Source organism: Photorhabdus sp. RM322S, assembly GCF_042879395.1.
GTDB classification, from domain to species: domain Bacteria; phylum Pseudomonadota; class Gammaproteobacteria; order Enterobacterales; family Enterobacteriaceae; genus Photorhabdus; species Photorhabdus khanii.
The window spans coordinates 70,282-89,457 of sequence record NZ_JBHFKW010000019.1 but is presented as its reverse complement, the minus strand read 5'-3'; the positions used below and the strand labels follow the sequence as shown (position 1 = coordinate 89,457).

Sequence of the window (19,176 nt, the reverse complement as noted above, 5' to 3'; positions counted from 1 at the left end):
TTAAGATTACTATTATCACCTTTCCGTATTTGCTTCTGATGTTTGCTCTTCTTCTGAACGATCTCCCAGTTTGCGCTGTCCGGTGTAGAAACGGGAAAGCAAAATCCCCAATTCAAACAGTAGATACATAGGAATAGCGAGTAAGGTTTGTGAGAAAACATCCGGCGGCGTTAATAACATGCCAACAACAAAAGCACCTACCAAAATATACGGCCGTTTTTTCTTCAGGGATTCGGGTGTAACTACCCCACTCCAGCACAATAAAATAATGGCAACCGGTACTTCAAAAGAGACACCAAAGGCCATAAATAGTGCCATGACAAAGCTCAAATAATTACTAATATCCGTTGCAATCAGAACCCCTACAGGAGCTGTCTTAGCAAAGAATCCAAAAGCAATCGGAAACACAACAAAGTAAGCAAATGCCATCCCCAAATAGAACAACAGGCTACTGGAAACGAGCAGAGGGATCATCAAACGACGTTCATGCTTATATAACGCGGGCGCAATAAATGCCCATACCTGATAGAGAACCATAGGTGCAGATACGAATATAGACACCATAATGGTTAGCTTTATTGGTGTAAAAAAGGGAGAGGCAACATCCGTCGCTATCATACTGGCACCTTGAGGTAATTGCTTAATCAAAGGTGCAGAGATCATCTGATAGATATCGTTAGAAAAATAGACCAACGCTAAAAAAACCACTAATACAGTAAGTAAACTGTTTAGAATTCGCTTACGCAGTTCAATAAGGTGACTGATAAGTGGTTGAGTATCATCAACAGCCATGTTTTTGTGTTCACCATTAACTTAATCAGAAGTTTTTTTCTTCGTTTCAGAAACCGCTTTATCATCCACCGGAGAAGATGATATGGGCGAAGCCACAATCTGAGACGCTGCTGGCTTTTGGGCCACCTCATCTGTTTCTGATGCTTTCATATTCCCTGCATCAGGCTCATTTTGGTATGCCTTTTTCAAAGACTCAGCCGCTTCTTTTAGCTCATCCATCGAAGCTTTCAATTCCGGGGACAAATTCTGTAACCCCGCCTCTTCTTCGACTTTTTTCAGGCTTTCCTGGAGCTCTTGCAATTTCAGCTCCTGAGCAAGCTCATTTTGGACGTTAGCCGCTAAAGAGCGTAATGCTCTGATCCAACCGGCAACCGTTTTAACTGCCACAGGTAGCCGTTCTGGCCCCAGAACCACCAAGCCAATGACCATAACCAACAGCAGTTCACTAAAACCAATGTCAAACACGGTTTATACCTGCTCTTTGTTTTTGCTCTCAGATGATTCAGATTGAGCGGCAGATTGCTTTTCAGCAATGTTTTTAGTCTCAAAATCAGCATCATTACTGGTTTTCTGAGCTTGCTGAGGCGGATTATCATCCCCTATCGCTTTTTTAAAACCTTTAATAGATGCTCCCAGATCAGACCCCAGAGTACGGAGTTTGTTTGTGCCGAATAACAGTACTACGATGACAGCAATGATGAGTAATTGCCAAATACTTATACCGCCCATTCTGGTTTACCTCTTTAACAGGGATTATCATTGATAGCTCATTATACGACGAACTATATATTCGAAAATACCGAAGACAAATTTTACTTTGTTTTACTTAACTCACACCAGCCAAACAGCCATGAGACGACACCCGCGCCCATAAACAACCAAGGAATATTGACTAAGCCAGACAACAAAAACAAACTCCCACAAAGAAACAATGTCGCACCAACACCGAGCAAATACTGCGACTGTCGCTGTTTTGTCTGCTGCCCTTTTAACTGATCTGATAGCTTCTCAATGTTGGCTTGCAAATGTTTATGCTGTTGAAGACTGTCATACACTAATTCAGGTAGTTCCGGCAACTTTTCTGCCCAATAAGGTGCTTTTTCTTTCAGCGCCCGAATAATAGCCGGCAATCCAACCTGACTATGTAACCACTCCTCCAGAAAGGGTTTTGCTGTTTTCCACAAATCAAGCTGTGGATAGAGCTGTCGTCCTAACCCTTCTACATACAAAAGCGTTTTTTGCAGAAGCACTAACTGAGGCTGCACTGCCATATGAAAACGGCGGGCAGTATTAAATAGATTCAGAAGAACATGACCAAACGAAATTTCCGCCAGTGGCTTCTCAAATATTGGCTCACAAACTGTACGGATTGCAAATTCAAAGTCTTCGACATTAGTATCACTGGGAACCCAACCTGAATCCACATGAAGTTCAGCAACTTTCCGGTAATCACGATTAAAGAAAGCGATAAAATTTTCCGCCAGATAACGTTTATCATCTTTATTAAGCGAACCAACAATACCGTAATCAATACCAATATAAAACGGATCTTCAGGATGCTCATAACTGATAAAGATATTTCCCGGATGCATATCCGCATGGAAAAAACTGTCACGGAAGACTTGAGTAAAAAAGACCTGTACTCCCCGTTCAGCCAGCAATTTCATATTGGTATTCTGCGCTTCCAGTGCTTCAATATCAGAAACCGGAATACCATAAACTCGTTCCATCACCAAAACATTTTCACGGCAATAATCAGAATAAATTTCCGGTACATAAAGCATTGAGCTATTTTCGAAATTACGGCGAAGCTGAATTGCATTAGCGGCTTCACGCAGTAAATTCAGCTCATCAATCAACGTCTTTTCGTATTCCCGCACCACTTCACGAGGGCGTAAACGACGCCCATCAGGCAACAGCATCGGTACCCAATTAGCCAGGCGATACATTAACCGAATATCCGCTTTGATAACCGGCAGAATATCAGGGCGGATGACTTTGATAACAATTTCCTGACCGTTCTCTTTTAACCGGGCAGTATGTACCTGCGCAATTGAAGCAGAGGCCAAAGCTATAGGTTCAAAATCATCAAACCAAGTTTCCAGCGGCCCCCCTAAAGAAGCTTCAATATATTGACGAGCCAAAGCACCGTCGAAAGAGGCAACCCGGTCTTGCAACAATGCCAGTTGATCAGCTATTGCCGGAGGAAAAAGATCACGCCGTGTTGAAAGCATCTGTCCAAATTTAATCCAGACAGGCCCTAACTCCTGTAAGGCAAGTCTCAGCCTCTCTCCAAGCGATTTATCTTTATGTCTATTCGGGATCCAAAACAACAAATAACGTCCAAAACGAAGAGGCCAAGTCAAACGAATTCGAGGAATCAGCTCATCCAATCCGTAAGAAAGAAAAACCCGTATGATCAAATAAAGGCGCCTTAATTCACCTGGAGTCATATTTTTCCTCTAATACTGCCAATCGTTGTTCTATTTGACTGATATCTTTAGTCAACACGCTGACTTCTTCGCTGAAATAAGCCACTTCAAGCGCATTTGGCACCAGTTTCCATTCTTCCGTTAATGTTTCCACCAGATAATTTTTCTGACATTCTATTGAGCCGGAAACAAACTGAAATCCCTTTTTAATGGCCTGGCTGATACCTTCAGCAGCGATATCCCCGAGATAAGGGGAAAGATAATGAGCCAAATCCCATTCAACCATATCCAACAAAGCAGACCATTGCTGAACAACCTGCATATCCCCTTCAATAACCATTTCACCACTATTGAGCAACCTGGAAATTTGTTGTCGATCTCGTAGCTTAAGCAAAGCAGCAAAGTTAGTTTTAACGGTGCAATCGGCCGCTTCAGCCCATTGACTTAATACATCCACTTGTTTTTCACTGAATACTAATGTGAGTGGTGTATTCATTTCTTCCAGTTCAATCGACAAAACTTTGCCCACCAGCCGCATACGTGCAGGTCTTAATACTGGTTCGCGGTACAACAAGTGGTTCAACGATCTTTCCATCACTGCGGTTAAAACCGGCATAAGTGTGGAATTAATGGCTGTACTCAGTGATGGTTTTTCCATCTCAGAATTTAAAACCTCTGTGTAGTGCAACAATACCGCCGGTCATATTGGTATAAGTCACCTGTTCAAAACCAGCATTTTCCATCATGGTTTTAAGTGTTTCCTGATCAGGATGCATACGGATGGATTCCGCCAGGTAACGGTAACTATCAGCATCCTGCACAAAAACCTGACCAATTTTTGGCAGTACATGGAAAGAGTATGCATCATAAGCTTTGCTTAATGGTGCGAGCAACGGTTTAGAGAACTCAAGCACCAATAAGCGCCCGCCCGGTTTCAAAACCCGAAACATAGAACGCAGAGCTTTTTCTTTTTCAGTTACATTACGCAAGCCGAAAGAGATAGTGATGCAATTAAAATAGTTATCAGGAAAAGGCAACGCTTCCGCATTAGCCTGCACATAGCTGACATTACCAACAATACCGGTATCACGTAATTTCTCACGCCCAACCTTCAACATAGACTCATTGATATCAGCAAGAACAACTTGACCCTTTTCACCAACTATACGGGAAAACTTAGCTGCCAGATCTCCGGTACCACCAGCTAAATCAAGGACTCTCTGGCATCGGCGAACACCACTGGCATTAATAGCCATACGTTTCCAAATACGATGGACGCCAAACGACATCAAATCATTCATTAAATCGTATTTTGCCGCAACGGAATGAAATACTTCGGCTACCATACCTTCTTTTTCATCTTTGGCTACGGTGCGGAAACCAAAATGTGTGGTTTGTTTCGTTTGGTCTACCATGTTATTTGCCCGTTTTTTATTCAAACTGTTATAAAAAGTGTATCAGCCTTTCAGATAAAACCCTATCCTGACGTTAATCATTATCACAGGATGGTTGGTTGGCCTTATTAGCCAATTCGGGATCAATAGAACGTTTCACCGCTACCCCTAACTTACGAAACCCCTCAGCCTGGCTTATCAGATTACCACGTCCTTCAGTAAGCTTGTTCATTGCCAACCGATAATTAAACTGAGCTTTATCCAGGCTTTGCCCTAAACCTTGCATATCATCCACAAACAAACGCATCTTATCGTACATACGGGATGCCTTATCCGCGATTAAACGCGCATTCTGGCTTTGATATTCATAGCGCCACAAGTTATTGATAGTACGCACAGCAACTAATAATGTTGATGGACTAACCAGCATAATATTGTGTTTAAGTGCCTCATCAAGCAGCTCAGGTGCCCTGTTGAGGGCAACCAAATAAGCAGGTTCAACCGGAATAAACATCAGTACATAATCCAACGATTTCAACCCAGGCAACTGCTGGTAATCTTTGCGGCTCAAACCACGGATATGACCTTTAATTGAGCTGATATGTTCCTGAAGGGCTGATTCCCGCTGGTGCTGATCTTCACTATTAAAATAACGCTCATAAGCGACCAGCGACATTTTGGCATCAATCACCACATCTTTCCCTTGCGGCAAATGAACAATAACATCGGGTTGGAAGCGGCTGTTACCCTCTGCCTTGATATTCACCTGAGTGCGAAATTCATGTCCTTCCCGTAAACCAGAAGCTTCCAGAATACGAGCCAGCACCACTTCCCCCCAATCTCCCTGAATTTTGTTGTCACCTTTAAGTGCATTAGTCAGATTGACTGCTTCTTTCGCCATTTGAACATTCAGTTGCTGCAAGTTACGGATTTCGTGTGCAAGAGTATGCCGTTCACGGGCTTCCTGACCAAAACTCTCCTGTACCTGACAGCGAAAACTATCAAGTTGTTCACGAAATGGAGCCAGAAGACTATTAAGGCTCTGGCGATTTTGCTCATCGGTACGACGCCCCGTTTGTTCAAAAATACGGTTAGCCAGGTTTTCAAATTGGGTATTCAGGCGTAGTTCACTGTTGATCAATAACCGCTGTTTCTCTTCGGCAGCAAGCCGGCTCTCTTCCAGACGTGTAATCACTTCCCGCAACTCAGATTCTTGCGCGTTATTGACTTCTCTCTGAGCCCGTAATTCTTGGTTCAGTTGCTCACATTCAACCCGCCAATAAACAGACTGCTCAAGTTTTTCATTGGCAACTGCAAGCTGACTACTCAGTTCCCGTAACTCCAGTTCCTGCTGCTGAATACGTTGATGAATGAAGAGCCAGACCAGAGCCCCACCGCCCAACAGGCCACCAAGAACGCCAATCAACGTATACAACAACTGGATATCCTATATTTCCTCTGTTACATTCTTCGACCAGCTAAGTTAAATTAACACTGTATAGATGTCCAGATTGATTTACACCGGTGGCTCAGTCTGCGAAGCGGCTCTCAATTAACTTATCCATTGAGCTAACCATTGCAAACCAAAAGCACCCGGAGCTAATACCCCAAAAGACCAGATAAGTGCGGAACAGATATTGGCAACCTGGAAGTAACGCAACGGCATGGTACAAATACCTGCCACCAATGGCACAATTGCACGGAATGGCCCAAAAAACCGACCAAGGAAAATGCTCCAAATACCCCAGCGCTCAAAGAAATTATGCGCTCGTGTCAGCAATTGTGGTTTGCGGGAAATCGGCCAGATTTTGCCAACATCACCTTTAAAATGCGCACCGGCGATATAGGATACCCAATCACCCAAAAAAGCCCCTACCGCTGCTGCCAACCAAATTGACCAGAAATTAAGGCCACTTTCACCTATTAATGCACCTAATCCAAGCAATATGATCGTTGCAGGCAATAACAAAGAGAAAAAAGCCAAAGATTCACCAAAAGCAAGCAAGAAAACAATCGGCATAATCCAAGTATCGTGTGCTTTAACAAAAGCGATTACCAATTCAACTATTTCATGAAGGCTCAAATTCAAATTCCTGTATTGATTAATACCACACTCAATTTAACCACTGTTGTATTAACCAGAATTAAACCAACTTCTTATTCAAGGAAATAACCTTGTAATTTCTGACGGGCAGAAAAATCAAGGCCAAGATCTTTCTCCAGCCATACATCTACACTGCCATAATTCTGGTTAATACTGTTTAGTGCCGCCATTAAAAACTCTTCTCTGACGGAATAGACATAAGCGAATTTCTCAACCATATCATCACTCATGGTTTTCGCGTGTTCATTTAACAAATATTCACGGTAAGGTGCCAGCGTGGCCTTCGTCACCAAATAATCTTCCATTACCGTATCTAAATCGGCCCCAAGAGCAAACAACACCAGTGCAGAACCCACACCCGTTCTGTCTTTACCTACCGCACAATGTTGTACTATCCCGCCCTTTTCCGGCTGTTGCAGCAACTTAACTAATATCTTATAGGCCTCATTTTTCAAAGGCAGTAATTTATAAAGACGGAACATAAATGACTGAGGATCAAATTGTTCCAACATCTCTGATGTCAATTTTTCCAGATTCGCATTCACTTCCTTGGATAATGGATTGGCAGGAGCATGATGATAATTAGCCCCATTCCATACCAGATCAGGCTTATCTTCTATTTCACCTATGTCACGATAATCTATGATTTGAAAGAGGTTTTTATTTGTCAGGAAAGATTGGTCTTTTTCTGTTAAACGATCCAAAGCACCAGAGCGAAAAAGTAAACCTGATTTAATTTTCCCACCACTGGCTACCATTTTACCGCCTAAATCACGAAAATTAATCCCGCCATGAAGGGGAAGTACTGATGGATGCAATAAAGATGTAGTAATCATGATGACTCTTAATGAGTTGTAAATTTCAAAAACATTAACAGATTTCTGTTTAAAAGAAGAGTGAGCCGGAATACTCCGGCCCAAAAAGTATTATTTACAACAAACGGCGAGCAGCTTCGACTATGATCCCCAATGCGTTACTTTCTGTTTTCTTAAGTAGCTCAACATCAGGAATTTCCTGCTGAGTACGGTTAACAATGACACCGGCAACCATACCTGCACGCAGCCCCTGGCTTGCACACATAGTCAACAAAGTTGCAGATTCCATTTCATAGTTCATGACGCCCATCGCCTGCCATTCAGCCATGGAACCTTTAAAACGGCTCACAACACGGCCGGAATAGGTATCGTAGCGTTCCTGACCAGGATAGAAAGTATCGGAAGAGGCCGTTACACCCACATGTGTCGTTGCACCGGAATCTTTTGCGGCTTCATACAGTGCAGTGGTACAGTCAAAATCGGCAACCGCCGGGAATTCCATTGGAGCAAAATGCAAGCTGGCACCATCCAAACGAACAGCAGCCGTGGTTACCAGCACATCTCCAACATTGATATTTTCCTGGATTGCACCTGTTGTCCCAATACGCAAGAAAGTACGAACCCCCAATTGTGCTAATTCTTCAACAGCGATGGAAGTTGATGGGCCACCAATTCCCGTGGAACATACAATAACCGCTTTACCATCAATTTCTGCACGCCACGACGTGAACTCACGCAAAGAAGCAAGATGAACTGGGTTATCCATCAATCTTGCAATTTTTTCTACACGTTTCGGATCGCCTGGAACAATAGCTAAAGTTGCGCCTTGCAGGTCGCTTTTGGTCAGACCTAAGTGAAATACATCAGACATATCAGACTCCTCAAAGGGAAAGATTTATAACGAAATTAGTTGAAATCTACTGTATTGAGCATTTAGACATCTTTTAGTGATAAATATCACTTCGAAGTAAGATAAAAAAGAAAAACGTACATTATTTTGAGATATAAGTCACAAAATAATCATAAAATGAGTAAAAATAAGCGAACTATTATAAAGACAAAAATTAACATATGACTAAATAGCAATCACAAACGCAAAAATAAAGAACCGGGCATTTCCTTATCTGCCATAAGCTAAACTGAATACGCTCATATATGTAACAAACAGCCAATTGTTTAATTATATTTATGATTTTAATAATGGCGGGAACAAAATATATCCAAATGGCTAACCTGATTTATTGATTGTCAAGACAAAAAACAAATGACTATCTCATCGAAATTTTCTATCCAGAGAATCGATAGCAATAAATATTAACAAGAAACAGCACAATAATAAAAATTACTTTCACAATAACTTTATCCTATGAAAAATATATTTAAAAATTACCTGTATTTTATCCAAAAAAAATTAAGAATAAAATTTTATTTCTTATTTTTCACCATATTCTCTTTATATTCTCAACAAAAATAAAACAATTACCAAATATAAATATCACCGTCACCCTTTAATAGGGTACATATTGTTTAAACATATTAGAACCTTTCCATCATACAGGAGTACTACCTATGGCAACACAGAAAACAGTTTTGATTACCGGTTTTGAGCCTTTTGACGATGAAAAGATTAATCCATCATGGGAAGCAGTCAAGCAGTTACAAGGGCGTGAATTGTGTGGAGCGCGCATAGAAGCACGCCAGCTTCCATGCGTATTCAACGTCTCCCTGACTTGCTTATATGCTGCTATTGATAACGTCCAACCTGACTTAGTAATTGCCGTAGGACAGGCGGGCGGTAGACCAAATATCACAGTGGAACGCGTGGCGATTAATATCAACGATGCACGTATTCCTGATAATCAAGGTAACCAGCCTATCAATACGCCAATCGTAGCAACCGGTCCCGCCGCCTATTTTGCTACGTTACCCATCAATGCAATGGTCAAAGGTTTACATGAAGCAGGACTCCCAGCTTCAATTTCACAGACCGCAGGTACTTTCGTCTGCAATCATGTCATGTATGGCTTGCTGCATCATCTGACGTACACCAATCCTAAAATACGTGGGGGTTTTATCCATATCCCTTATCTGCCTGAGCAGGCAGTGCGGTACTCTGGCACACCGAGTATGGCACTGGAAACAGTAATAACAGCACTGGAAATCGCCATTGATGAAGCATTAAAAAACAGTGAGGATATCGCCATCAGTGGAGGTGCAACTCATTAATTTGATATTCTGTTCACGCAGTTAAAAGTTCTCCACAAAAGTGACAGGCACAGAGAAATACGATCTACTGGATAATGTTAACCAAATAGCAAAGACAATCCTCTCTGTGCTTGCACAATGTCCGTATGTAACTTATACCCTTCATCTTTCAAGTTGCTGCTTTGTTGGCTGCTTTCACTCACCCCAGTCACATAGTTATCTATGCTCCTGGGGATTTGTTCACTTACCGCCGCGCTGCAACTCGAAATCTATTAGGTATATCAAGCACTTGATATTTTTTTAAACTATTAATCAATATGCCATTTACATAGGTTACTTTATAATTCCGACTGTTATTATATTGAAATTTAGTTTATTCAACAAAATCGGTCATACCGTATGGGAATATAAATCATCTTTAGTTATAAAATTAGATATATTTTCCAAGTCTACTGACAGAATTATCTCACCTAGTATCCCACGATTAATATCAGATTCGTCTATTTTTGTTAATTTTATTTCTGAAAGATGACCACTCATATTTTTAAAATAATTATCCTCATGATTTTTAGTTCTGATTACCCTCCGTTTTGAATACAGATCATATTTATAGACCTCTGTATTAATTTCTTCAGGAAAATACATTTGACCAACAAAAGCAAAATGCTCTTCTTCATTGATATCCTTGCTGATCTGTCTAATTGCAATATGAATATGAGTTGCTCTACCAACATAAAACCCTGGATAAATAGTGGTAAAATTGACCACCCCATTTTTATCCGATTGTTGAGCCCCTCGTAGAAAAACTTTATCATCAGTTCTGTTGATACCGGATATTTCACCGACTTCAGGTGGTATATCCGGACTTATATAACTCCAACCAGAATATTTCCCCCGACTATTACAATGCCAAATATCAACAAATAATTTATCAACAGGCTTACATGTTTTCTCATCCATAATAGTTACTTTTAATAAAAAAGGTATTCCTGCTTCTGAATCAGTAATATCCCGCCTTACAATTTTACTATTCCGAAAATATGGCCCTGATATCTGCTCTGGGGCAAGGGTACACACACCTATTCCATTTCCATTCTGTGACGATAATTTTCCTTCCGCACGTGCCAGGCCAATTGGAGCAAGTGCAGCCGTCGCCGTGAGAGCAGCGCTACCTTTTAAAAAATCTCTTCGAGAGCTACTTTTCTTACCTTGCAAATTATTAACATCCATATAATTCTCCCTTTAATTATTTAGTTTCTATTACAATGCTTACAGTTTCCATTTTGTTACGTCGCGGGTATTTTGTTAATAAAACGTATTTTTTCCAATATCAATATGGAATATATATATAAGTCACAAAAAGTTTGATTACAGAGGATGCCCCATTAAACAATGAGAATCCCCAAGAGAAAGATTATTTATAAAAATAGCCCACCACCAATAAAGGTGATGGGCAAATTACTGGATTGAGTTATTTTACTGATTCGCGGAGACGTTTCGCCGCCTGTACCATATTTGCCAGTGACTGGCGGGTTTCAGTCCAACCACGGGTTTTCAGACCACAATCCGGATTAACCCACAAGCGTTCAACCGGAATACGATCAGCCGCTTTGCGTAACAATGCTTCAATCCATTCAACACTAGGTACGTTAGGTGAATGAATATCATAAACACCTGGTCCGATCTCATTCGGATAAGAGAAGTTTTCGAATGAATCCAGCAACTCCATATCTGAACGGGAAGTTTCAATGGTAATCACGTCCGCATCCAGTGCCGCAATAGAAGGCATGATGTCATTAAACTCGCAATAACACATATGAGTGTGAATCTGTGTGTCATCTTCGGCAATTGCAGCGCTCAATTTAAATGCATCCACAGCCCAATCGAGATATGCCTGCCACTCTTCGCGACGCAGAGGTAAACCTTCGCGCAATGCCGGCTCATCAATCTGGATGATACCAATGCCAGCTTTCTGCAAATCGTCCACTTCATCACGCAGTGCCAATGCAATCTGTTTAGCGATAGTCTCACGGCTGACATCTTCCCTTGGGAATGACCAGCAGAGGATAGTCACCGGCCCGGTTAACATCCCTTTGACAGGTTTATCCGTCAGCGATTGAGCATACTTAGCCCACTCTACAGTGATAGCCTCAGGGCGGCTGACATCACCAATAATCACTGGTGGCTTAACACAACGGGAGCCATAGCTCTGAACCCAGCCATTCTGCGTAAAGGCAAAGCCATCAAAGTGTTCACCGAAGTATTCCACCATGTCGTTACGTTCCGCTTCACCATGAACCAATACATCCAATCCTAAACGTTCCTGTTCGTTGATTGCCTGCTTGATATGTTCACAAATGTTGGTGCGATAGCTGGCACCATCTACCCGGCCTTTTTTGAAATCCAGACGCAAGCCGCGGATTTCCGTTGTTTGCGGGAATGATCCAATCGTTGTTGTTGGCCACAATGGCAGGTTATAGCGCTGACGCTGTACTTCCGCACGCTGCGGATAGAGTTGATTACGTTCACTATCCTGTGGCTCAATAGCGGCAAGGCGATGAGTAACAGTCTGATTATTCACCCGCTTAGATTCACGACGGGCACAGATTGGTGCACTGTAAGCATCCAATTCTGCTTGTTTACTGTCTTCTGGCTGATTCAACGCCGCAGCCAGCAGAGCCAATTCCTCACATTTCTGCAATGCGAACGCAAACCAACTTTTCACCTCTGCATCAAGAGCTGTTTCGTCACTCAGATCGATAGGGCTGTGCAGAAGAGAACAAGATGAACCAATCCACAGTGTACGACTCTCTACCAGTGGTTTAATCAACTGATATTTAGCGGTTAAATCAGCGCGCCATACGTTACGGCCATTAATTACGCCTAGGGAAAGCAGCCACTCTTTTGGCAATGACTCATGCAGCTGCGCAACATCATCTTTACCGGCAACCAGATCCACATGCAGCCCTTGTACAGGCAGAGATTTAATGATTTCCAGGTTGTGACCAACGCTATCGAAGTAGGTGGTCAGCAACAATTTAACCTGCCCCTGAAGTGCCTGATAAGCAACCGGATAAGCTGCCAGCCACTCTTCTGGCAATTCCAGTACCAACGCAGGTTCATCAATCTGAACCCATTCAATACCACGTTTAGCCAGCTCAGCTAACACTTGCTGATAAACAGGAAGAATATCTTCCAGTAAAGAGAGGCGATCAAACACCTGACCTTTCACTTTACCCAACCACAGATAAGTCACCGGTCCCAGTAAAACGGGTTTCACTTTATGACCCAGAGCCAAAGCCTCATCCACTTCTTCCAGTAACTGAGTCCAACTCAGTTTAAATTCCTGACCTTGCTGAAATTCCGGCACAATATAATGGTAGTTAGTATTAAACCATTTAGTCATTTCTGCGGCGGCGGCTGGCTCACCAGTCGGTGCACGACCGCGGGCAATGCGGAATAGTGTATCCAGATCAATAGTGCCATCTGCATTCTGATGACGCGGTGGTACATTACCCAGCAATAAGCTGGTAGTCAGAACATGATCATACCAGGCGAAATCACCAACCGGCACTAAATCAACACCAGCCTGCTTCTGTTGTTCCCAGTGACGGGCACGTAACTCACGGCCAGTTTCCAATAATTCTTGCTGAGAAATTTTCCCTGCCCAATAATTTTCCTGAGCTTTTTTTAATTCTCTTTTCAAACCGATACGTGGAAAGCCAAGTGTGTGATTAATAATCGTCATTTCATTATCCCGTCATTTTTAGCCGTCTAGATGTTTACACATCCATAATCAACAGGTAAGGTATAAACCACAAGCGCAATTTATTCATAATCATCCTGAAGGTTTCTCATGATCGAAATAAAACATTTAAAAACATTACAATCATTGAGTCATTGTGGTTCATTAGCAGCAGCGGCCAATCACTTGCATCAGACACAATCCGCCTTGTCTCATCAATTCAGCGATCTTGAACACCGCCTTGGCTTCCGATTGTTTATCCGTAAAAGTCAACCGCTTCGTTTCACACCACAGGGTGAAGTTTTATTACGGTTGGCAGAACAAGTGCTCCCACTGGTCCAAAACGCACTGCGCGAATGCAAGGATCCAGGCCAGACCAATCTGCGTATCGCTATTGAATGCCATAGCTGTATTCAATGGCTGACACCCGCACTCAAATATTTCCGTGAAACCTGGCCACAGGTCAATGTGGATTTCAAATCCGGCGTCACTTTTGATCCACAACCTGCACTACTGCAACGGGAATTGGATGTCGTTCTGACATCAGATATCCTTCCTGATAGCGATCTACACTACACACCGCTATTTGATTATGAGGTCAAATTGATTGTCGCCCCAGATCATCCTCTGGCAAATAAGCTGCACATTCAGCCAAAGGATTTAATTGATGAGACGTTGATGATCTATCCCGTTCAGCGCCAACGATTTGATATCTGGCGACGTTTCTTGCAACCCGCCGGCGTCATCCCCACACTGAAAAATGTAGATAACACGCTGTTACTGATTCAAATGGTTGCTGCCCGCATGGGGATCGCGGCTCTGCCACACTGGGTTGTTGAAACATTTGAACGGCAAGGGCTAGTGGTAACGAAAACGCTGGGAGAAGGTTTATGGAGCAGGCTGTACTCTGCCGTCCGGGAAGGTGAACAACGCCAGCCGGAGATTGACGCATTTATCCATTCCGCACGCCAGCACGCGATGAATAATCTGCCATTCGTGAAGGGAATTTCAAGATCAAGCGTTGGTGAACCCAGAACAACGCAACAACCAAACCTCCTCCAATGGTAAATTTATCAGCCATCCCACCGGAACCAATATATTATTCATCATTATCAAGGTTCCGGTATCTATGGCAGGAAAACCGGCACCATCAGCCAGACACGGGCAAACACCAGCAAATAGGCTATCAACCTGACAGGTGAGATATTCACCCATCAGGCTGAATGGCGCAATCGACAAGATTGTAGTGACAGCCCGTGAATCACAGGGGATCAGTGCTCTTTCCCTACCAGTAAAGCCTCCAGTAAATCCAAATCATGCAGCAAAGCCTGAAGTGTCTCATTACTGATTTTTCTGGTTGCACGCAGATGATATAACTCACCGCGTTCCGCTCTTAACGCAGTCAGACGGAAACGACGCTCCAAATCTTCCACTAGCAGGTTATGTTCGATCTCATCCTGCCCCACAGTACGGCGACGCAAATGACCAATTACCCTGGAAGCAACTTCGATAATAACCTCAGCATCCAATTGCTCTTCTGGGCTGGCTGAAAGGCGTTCTTCCATCTTATTCATACTGACAATAGCCACTTCTGCCATTGCTGCCCGCGCCATTCGTACTTCACTGATATCTGCCTGCTTATCGGAAGCTTTAATTCCCCGTAACAGGAATGGCAAAGAGATAACCCCAATTAACAGAGAAAACAGGATGACACCTGCTGCAATAAAAATAAGCTGATAACGTGCCGGGAATGGCGTGCCATCCGTTAGAAACAAAGGAACAGACAGAACACCAGCAAGTGTGATTGCACCACGAACACCAGCAAAAGACGCCAACCATAGCTCACGGGTGGTATAACTAGCGAAATCCAGTGGATTTTTTTTCATAAAGGTTTTGCTGATATTCTTCATCAGCCACAACCAACAGAAACGCAGCAGTAAAAGCGCACCATAAATCACTGCGACCGCAGCAAACAGCATCCAGGTTTCAACTGTTGGATCAAGTTCTGCCTGTACAACGGAAGTTTGCCAAATTTCCGGTAATTGCAGGCCCAACATGATAAATACCAGGCCGTTAAACACGAATTCCAGCATTGACCAGACACTATCGGCCCGCAAACGCATCGCCAACGGCGCGTTACGGATAACGCCAGATTTACTGATAGTCATACCCGCAGCGACAGCGGCAAGGATACCGGAAACACCAATATGTTCGGCAATCAAATAAGAAGCAAAGGGCAGCAGCAACATGAAAACAATTTGAGTCGCCGGATCACCACCACTCCAGCGGTTCATCAAACGCAAGGATTTACTGTACAACCAGGTCACCGCAATACCCGATAACAAACCACCGATAGCAACTTTGAAGAATTCGATAGTCGCGCCGGTAACAGTAAATACCATCGTTCCCATCGCTATCGCGACAGCGAACTTTAAGGCCACCAGACCGGAAGCATCATTCATTAACGCTTCCCCCTCCATCACACTCATCATGCGCTTAGGCATACGCCCTTTTCCGACAATCGATGATAAAGCCACTGCATCCGTTGGCGATAGCACGGCGGCAAGGGCAAAGGCAGCAATTAATGGAATGCCTGGCATCAGCCAGTAAATCAGATAACCAATACCGATAACAGTAACCAGCACCAATACCAGCATCAGTATGAAAATTTCCCTTCCGTACTGGAAAAATTCTCTGGTTGGCGTTTTCCAACCATCAACGAATAATAAAGGAGGAATTAACAAGACAAGAAACAGCTCAGGATCGAAAGTAACATGTAAACCAAAATGCGGAAAGGCTAGCAATGCACCCATTGCAATTTGCATTAACGGCAGAGGTATGCGGAACGGAATCACCTTAGCCAGAACACCAGAGACTGAAACCACCAAAATCAAAATCAGAATAGTAAAGAATATTTCCATGTTGCCCTTACAATTTACCTGAGAACCGTTGATATACAGATTGAGACTTTTTTCTTCCCGTCAAAACAAAAACAGTGAGAATCGATCTTAATGCTAAAATAACTGAATCAATCGAAAAAGGTAGATACATGCTGAGTCGTATCCAAAAGAATTGCAGGAATATTGTAAACTAATCAGATAAATAGCGGTGAAATAATTGAGAATTTAAAAGTAATCGCAAGAAATGGCAAAGTGCGCAGGCATGGATACACCTTACGCACTTTTTAATCAATCAAATAGCCCAATCACCAGCATAAAATACTACCAAAGCGATCGTGATCACGACTGTACCAACATTCAACTTACGCCATTCGCCGGAACAGACACGGCCAATAACCAAAGAACCGAAACCCAGCATAATACCGGTGACAATATTGCAAGTCAGAACAATAAAGACCGCACAGAGCATACCGGACATCGCTCCAACAAAATCATCGAAATCCAGCCTTCTGACATTACTCAGCATCAACAGGCCAACATACATCAGGGCTGGCGCGGTCGCATACGCTGGTACCAGATATGAAAGTGGAGAAAGGAACAAAATTAACAGGAACAGGATACCGACAACTGTTGCAGTTAAACCTGTTTTACCTCCTGCTGCGGTACCCGCCGCTGATTCGATATATACCGCAGCCGGAGAGGCACCGATAGCACCGGCAAAAATACTGCTGACAGAATCGGCAGTCAGCGCTTTACCGCCATTAATAATCTGCCCACCCTTATCCAACAGATTCCCTTGCCCCGCCACTGCGCGGATTGTGCCGGTTGCATCAAATACGGCGGTCATTACCAATGCCAGCACACTGGGTAATACAACCGGCTGCAAAGCCCCCATAATATCCATACTAAAAACCAACGACAGGCCATCATCTCCCAGGTTGGGTACTTTAAAGAATCCTTGATATTTCACCGCAGGATCAAAAATCAGCCCGATAACAGAAATCACCACAATCACCAGCAGCACACCACCTGGAACTTTCAATTTTTCCAGGCCAAAAATAACCGCCAGACCAAGCAAAGTCATTACAACCGGAAAAGAGGTGAACGAACCCAAAGCAACAGGCAGACCTTCCAACGGGTTCTTAATGACCAAACCAACACCATTTGACGCAATCAGTAACAAAAACAGCCCAATACCAATCCCCGCACCATGCGCAATACCCATGGGTATATTGCGCAAAATCCAGGAACGAATACCGGTAACAGAAATCACAGTAAACAAACAGCCCATCAGGAATACCGCACCGAGCGCAACCGGAATACTGATTTGCTGCCCCAAAACCAAACTAAAAGCGGTAAATGCAGTCAGTGAAATTGCACAACCAATTGCCATTGGCAGATTAGCCCAAAGCCCCATTAACAAAGAGCCAAAACCAGCAACCAAACAAGTCGCAATAAAGATAGCAGTATGAGGAAACCCAGCCTGCCCTAGCATACCCGGAACAACGATGACTGAATAAACCATCGCCAAGAAAGTCGTGAGTCCTGCCAGAATTTCACGGCGTACCGTTGTTCCGCGTTCGGTCAATTTAAAATACTTATCCAGCTTGCATTTAGCTGGTGCCTGAGTGCCGGACATCATGTTGTTCCCCTGCATTATATTCATGTATTTCTCCGCTTTCTGCCAAACGAAAACGATTACCTCACCTAATAACAATAATGAATATTGCACCAATCGGTTTCACAAACCATAAAAGCAATCGTTTGGCTTTCAGAATAAAAAAACGGTGAGAGAATTTGAGGCGAGGGATTATCCAGTGATCATGGTGTTGGAATCAAGAGCTAGCAGTATTATTTAACACAAAAAAAGCGGTCTGTTTATTGTCATGTTTTTATCGTGAAAAACTTGATAAAACGGCGCTACGGGGCATTTGAACAGAAGCTTACAATTTCGTCCTTGCATATTCACTTCAAACCATAAATTCCGCAGTACAACCATGTTAAGCACCTAATCCCAATTACCAAAAACAGTGTTGTCACCGCCATATCCCATAAGGATTAAGGATGCTACCTGTGAGGAACAAGCTTGGTGGGTCTAACAGAAAAGCCTAAATCAGGAAAAAATGTTAACTAGCGTTTTACTTGCCGTAGAATGGCAAAAACCCAGCATATTAACTGGGCTTTGCAGGTCCCTCAATGGGGAAGAAATCTTTAAAGGGCCTCAATGGGCTACCGCTATATCCTCGTGGATTTTGACGAAATCGTCAACAATTATTTTAAAACAAGTCAAGAATCTGATAGCACCCAGCTTGCATTGATGGATTTGATAACCGCACGTTGTATTTCTGCTACAAGTTCTCTCGGCAGGCATTGATTCAGGTATCCACGGACAGTTCGCGGCCTACTAAGGCGCGTGCGACTTACCTGCTGAACGAGATCAGTTTTGGCCCAGCGTGATCGAAATATCTTACTCCTTCAATGATTCCCTCTGCGATTTCTACGTGCATACCGCGCCGTAGCTTATCCTCGTCACACGTTGTTGACAAAGGAACCACGATACAAGCATTTCCGTTTATCTTACCATTAAGCACCACTACCAGACGGTTCTTCACCATTTCAGGTGGCATGTGGCCGTCATAAAAATTTGCCACAACAGCGCCATCATTACCAATGGGATAATTCCCGTAGTTACATTCAAGGATCTCCCCGACTTTAGGGCTAAAAGATATCGGCACAAAAAGTTCCTTTTTAATTAAAATTAAGGTAGAGTAATAGGTTAAACAATTTTA

General features: G+C 43.1%; 16 protein-coding genes and 1 pseudogene. 2 read left to right on the top strand and 15 right to left on the bottom strand.

The genetic code is table 11. From position 1 onward, the window contains the following. Positions 1–15 precede the first annotated feature (15 nt). The 10 genes from tatC to udp all read right to left on the bottom strand — a co-directional run bounded on the left by tatC (position 16) and on the right by udp (position 8,408). Positions 16–792, bottom strand: coding sequence for a Sec-independent protein translocase subunit TatC (tatC, locus tag ACGF63_RS13015; protein WP_036846657.1), 777 nt, complete (start codon positions 790–792; stop codon positions 16–18). 21 nt (positions 793–813) lie between these two features. After that, complete coding sequence (gene tatB, locus ACGF63_RS13010) at positions 814–1,257, bottom strand: Sec-independent protein translocase protein TatB (protein ID WP_023044656.1); 444 nt, start codon at positions 1,255–1,257, stop codon at positions 814–816. Between the two features lie 3 nt (positions 1,258–1,260). After that, positions 1,261–1,521 carry a Sec-independent protein translocase subunit TatA gene (gene tatA / locus ACGF63_RS13005; RefSeq protein WP_021325746.1) on the bottom strand — a complete coding sequence of 87 codons (261 nt, stop codon included), beginning with the start codon at positions 1,519–1,521 and terminating at the stop codon, positions 1,261–1,263. Positions 1,522–1,604: 83 nt separating this feature from the next. After that, the gene (gene ubiB / locus ACGF63_RS13000; RefSeq protein ID WP_036846663.1) at positions 1,605–3,245 is read right to left on the bottom strand and encodes a ubiquinone biosynthesis regulatory protein kinase UbiB; all 1,641 of its coding nucleotides are present in this window, start codon (positions 3,243–3,245) and stop codon (positions 1,605–1,607) included. After that, positions 3,232–3,882 carry an SCP2 domain-containing protein gene (locus ACGF63_RS12995; protein ID WP_036846667.1) on the bottom strand — a complete coding sequence of 217 codons (651 nt, stop codon included), beginning with the start codon at positions 3,880–3,882 and terminating at the stop codon, positions 3,232–3,234. Before ACGF63_RS12995 ends, ubiB begins: the two co-directional genes overlap by 14 nt. Before the next feature lies 1 nt (position 3,883). Continuing rightward, positions 3,884–4,639, bottom strand: a complete 756-nt coding sequence (gene ubiE, locus ACGF63_RS12990) for a bifunctional demethylmenaquinone methyltransferase/2-methoxy-6-polyprenyl-1,4-benzoquinol methylase UbiE (protein ID WP_036846670.1) — start codon at positions 4,637–4,639, stop codon at positions 3,884–3,886. Positions 4,640–4,712: 73 nt separating this feature from the next. Next, positions 4,713–6,023: a DNA recombination protein RmuC gene (rmuC, locus tag ACGF63_RS12985; RefSeq protein ID WP_387631304.1), complete on the bottom strand. Its 1,311-nt coding sequence runs from the start codon at positions 6,021–6,023 to the stop codon at positions 4,713–4,715. Positions 6,024–6,170: 147 nt separating this feature from the next. Further along, positions 6,171–6,701, bottom strand: a complete 531-nt coding sequence (locus ACGF63_RS12980; protein ID WP_036846672.1) for a DedA family protein — start codon at positions 6,699–6,701, stop codon at positions 6,171–6,173. A gap of 74 nt (positions 6,702–6,775) precedes the next feature. Next, positions 6,776–7,558, bottom strand: a complete 783-nt coding sequence (locus ACGF63_RS12975) for a tyrosine-protein phosphatase (protein ID WP_387631274.1) — start codon at positions 7,556–7,558, stop codon at positions 6,776–6,778. 94 nt (positions 7,559–7,652) lie between these two features. Further along, positions 7,653–8,408 (bottom strand): uridine phosphorylase, encoded by a 756-nt coding sequence (gene udp / locus ACGF63_RS12970; RefSeq protein WP_152963963.1) that lies wholly within the window; start codon positions 8,406–8,408, stop codon positions 7,653–7,655. Positions 8,409–9,106: 698 nt separating this feature from the next. Here udp and pcp point away from each other — a divergent pair. Next, entirely contained in the window at positions 9,107–9,763 is a 657-nt protein-coding gene (pcp, locus tag ACGF63_RS12965; RefSeq protein ID WP_152963964.1) for a pyroglutamyl-peptidase I, read from the top strand. 369 nt (positions 9,764–10,132) lie between these two features. Here pcp and ACGF63_RS12960 read toward each other — a convergent pair whose 3' ends face one another. Both ACGF63_RS12960 and metE read right to left on the bottom strand, forming a co-directional pair. After that, positions 10,133–10,972: an intradiol ring-cleavage dioxygenase gene (locus ACGF63_RS12960; RefSeq protein ID WP_152963965.1), complete on the bottom strand. Its 840-nt coding sequence runs from the start codon at positions 10,970–10,972 to the stop codon at positions 10,133–10,135. Between the two features lie 241 nt (positions 10,973–11,213). After that, on the bottom strand, positions 11,214–13,490 hold the full coding sequence (metE, locus tag ACGF63_RS12955; protein WP_152963966.1) for a 5-methyltetrahydropteroyltriglutamate--homocysteine S-methyltransferase: 2,277 nt from the start codon (positions 13,488–13,490) through the stop codon (positions 11,214–11,216). 108 nt (positions 13,491–13,598) lie between these two features. Between metE and metR the strand changes: the two genes are divergently transcribed. Next, a complete protein-coding gene (gene metR, locus ACGF63_RS12950; protein WP_036846684.1) occupies positions 13,599–14,555 on the top strand; it encodes an HTH-type transcriptional regulator MetR in 957 nt (318 codons plus the stop codon). A 203-nt stretch (positions 14,556–14,758) separates the two neighbouring features. On the opposite strand, the gene ACGF63_RS12945 is transcribed toward metR, so the two are convergent. The 3 genes and pseudogenes from ACGF63_RS12945 to ACGF63_RS12935 all read right to left on the bottom strand — a co-directional run bounded on the left by ACGF63_RS12945 (position 14,759) and on the right by ACGF63_RS12935 (position 19,122). Continuing rightward, positions 14,759–16,408 (bottom strand): Na+/H+ antiporter, encoded by a 1,650-nt coding sequence (locus ACGF63_RS12945; RefSeq protein WP_036846686.1) that lies wholly within the window; start codon positions 16,406–16,408, stop codon positions 14,759–14,761. 271 nt (positions 16,409–16,679) lie between these two features. After that, complete coding sequence (locus ACGF63_RS12940) at positions 16,680–18,026, bottom strand: NCS2 family permease (RefSeq protein WP_036846815.1); 1,347 nt, start codon at positions 18,024–18,026, stop codon at positions 16,680–16,682. Positions 18,027–18,673: 647 nt separating this feature from the next. Further along, positions 18,674–19,122 (bottom strand): annotated as a pseudogene (locus ACGF63_RS12935) (type II toxin-antitoxin system PemK/MazF family toxin). Positions 19,123–19,176: the final 54 nt, after the last annotated feature.

Excerpts from the sequence above, each read along its gene's own strand:
- ubiE (WP_036846670.1), bottom strand. The coding sequence starts at position 4,639 with ATGGTAGACCAAACGAAACAAACCACACATTTTGGTTTCCGCACCGTA.
- tatA (WP_021325746.1), bottom strand. The coding sequence starts at position 1,521 with ATGGGCGGTATAAGTATTTGGCAATTACTCATCATTGCTGTCATCGTA.
- pcp (WP_152963964.1), top strand. The coding sequence starts at position 9,107 with ATGGCAACACAGAAAACAGTTTTGATTACCGGTTTTGAGCCTTTTGAC.
- ACGF63_RS12975 (WP_387631274.1), bottom strand. The coding sequence starts at position 7,558 with ATGATTACTACATCTTTATTGCATCCATCAGTACTTCCCCTTCATGGC.
- ACGF63_RS12960 (WP_152963965.1), bottom strand. The coding sequence starts at position 10,972 with ATGGATGTTAATAATTTGCAAGGTAAGAAAAGTAGCTCTCGAAGAGAT.
- ACGF63_RS12940 (WP_036846815.1), bottom strand. The coding sequence starts at position 18,026 with ATGTCCGGCACTCAGGCACCAGCTAAATGCAAGCTGGATAAGTATTTT.
- ACGF63_RS12995 (WP_036846667.1), bottom strand. The coding sequence starts at position 3,882 with ATGGAAAAACCATCACTGAGTACAGCCATTAATTCCACACTTATGCCG.
- metE (WP_152963966.1), bottom strand. The coding sequence starts at position 13,490 with ATGACGATTATTAATCACACACTTGGCTTTCCACGTATCGGTTTGAAA.
- metR (WP_036846684.1), top strand. The coding sequence starts at position 13,599 with ATGATCGAAATAAAACATTTAAAAACATTACAATCATTGAGTCATTGT.
- udp (WP_152963963.1), bottom strand. The coding sequence starts at position 8,408 with ATGTCTGATGTATTTCACTTAGGTCTGACCAAAAGCGACCTGCAAGGC.
- tatC (WP_036846657.1), bottom strand. The coding sequence starts at position 792 with ATGGCTGTTGATGATACTCAACCACTTATCAGTCACCTTATTGAACTG.
- ubiB (WP_036846663.1), bottom strand. The coding sequence starts at position 3,245 with ATGACTCCAGGTGAATTAAGGCGCCTTTATTTGATCATACGGGTTTTT.
- ACGF63_RS12945 (WP_036846686.1), bottom strand. The coding sequence starts at position 16,408 with ATGGAAATATTCTTTACTATTCTGATTTTGATTTTGGTGGTTTCAGTC.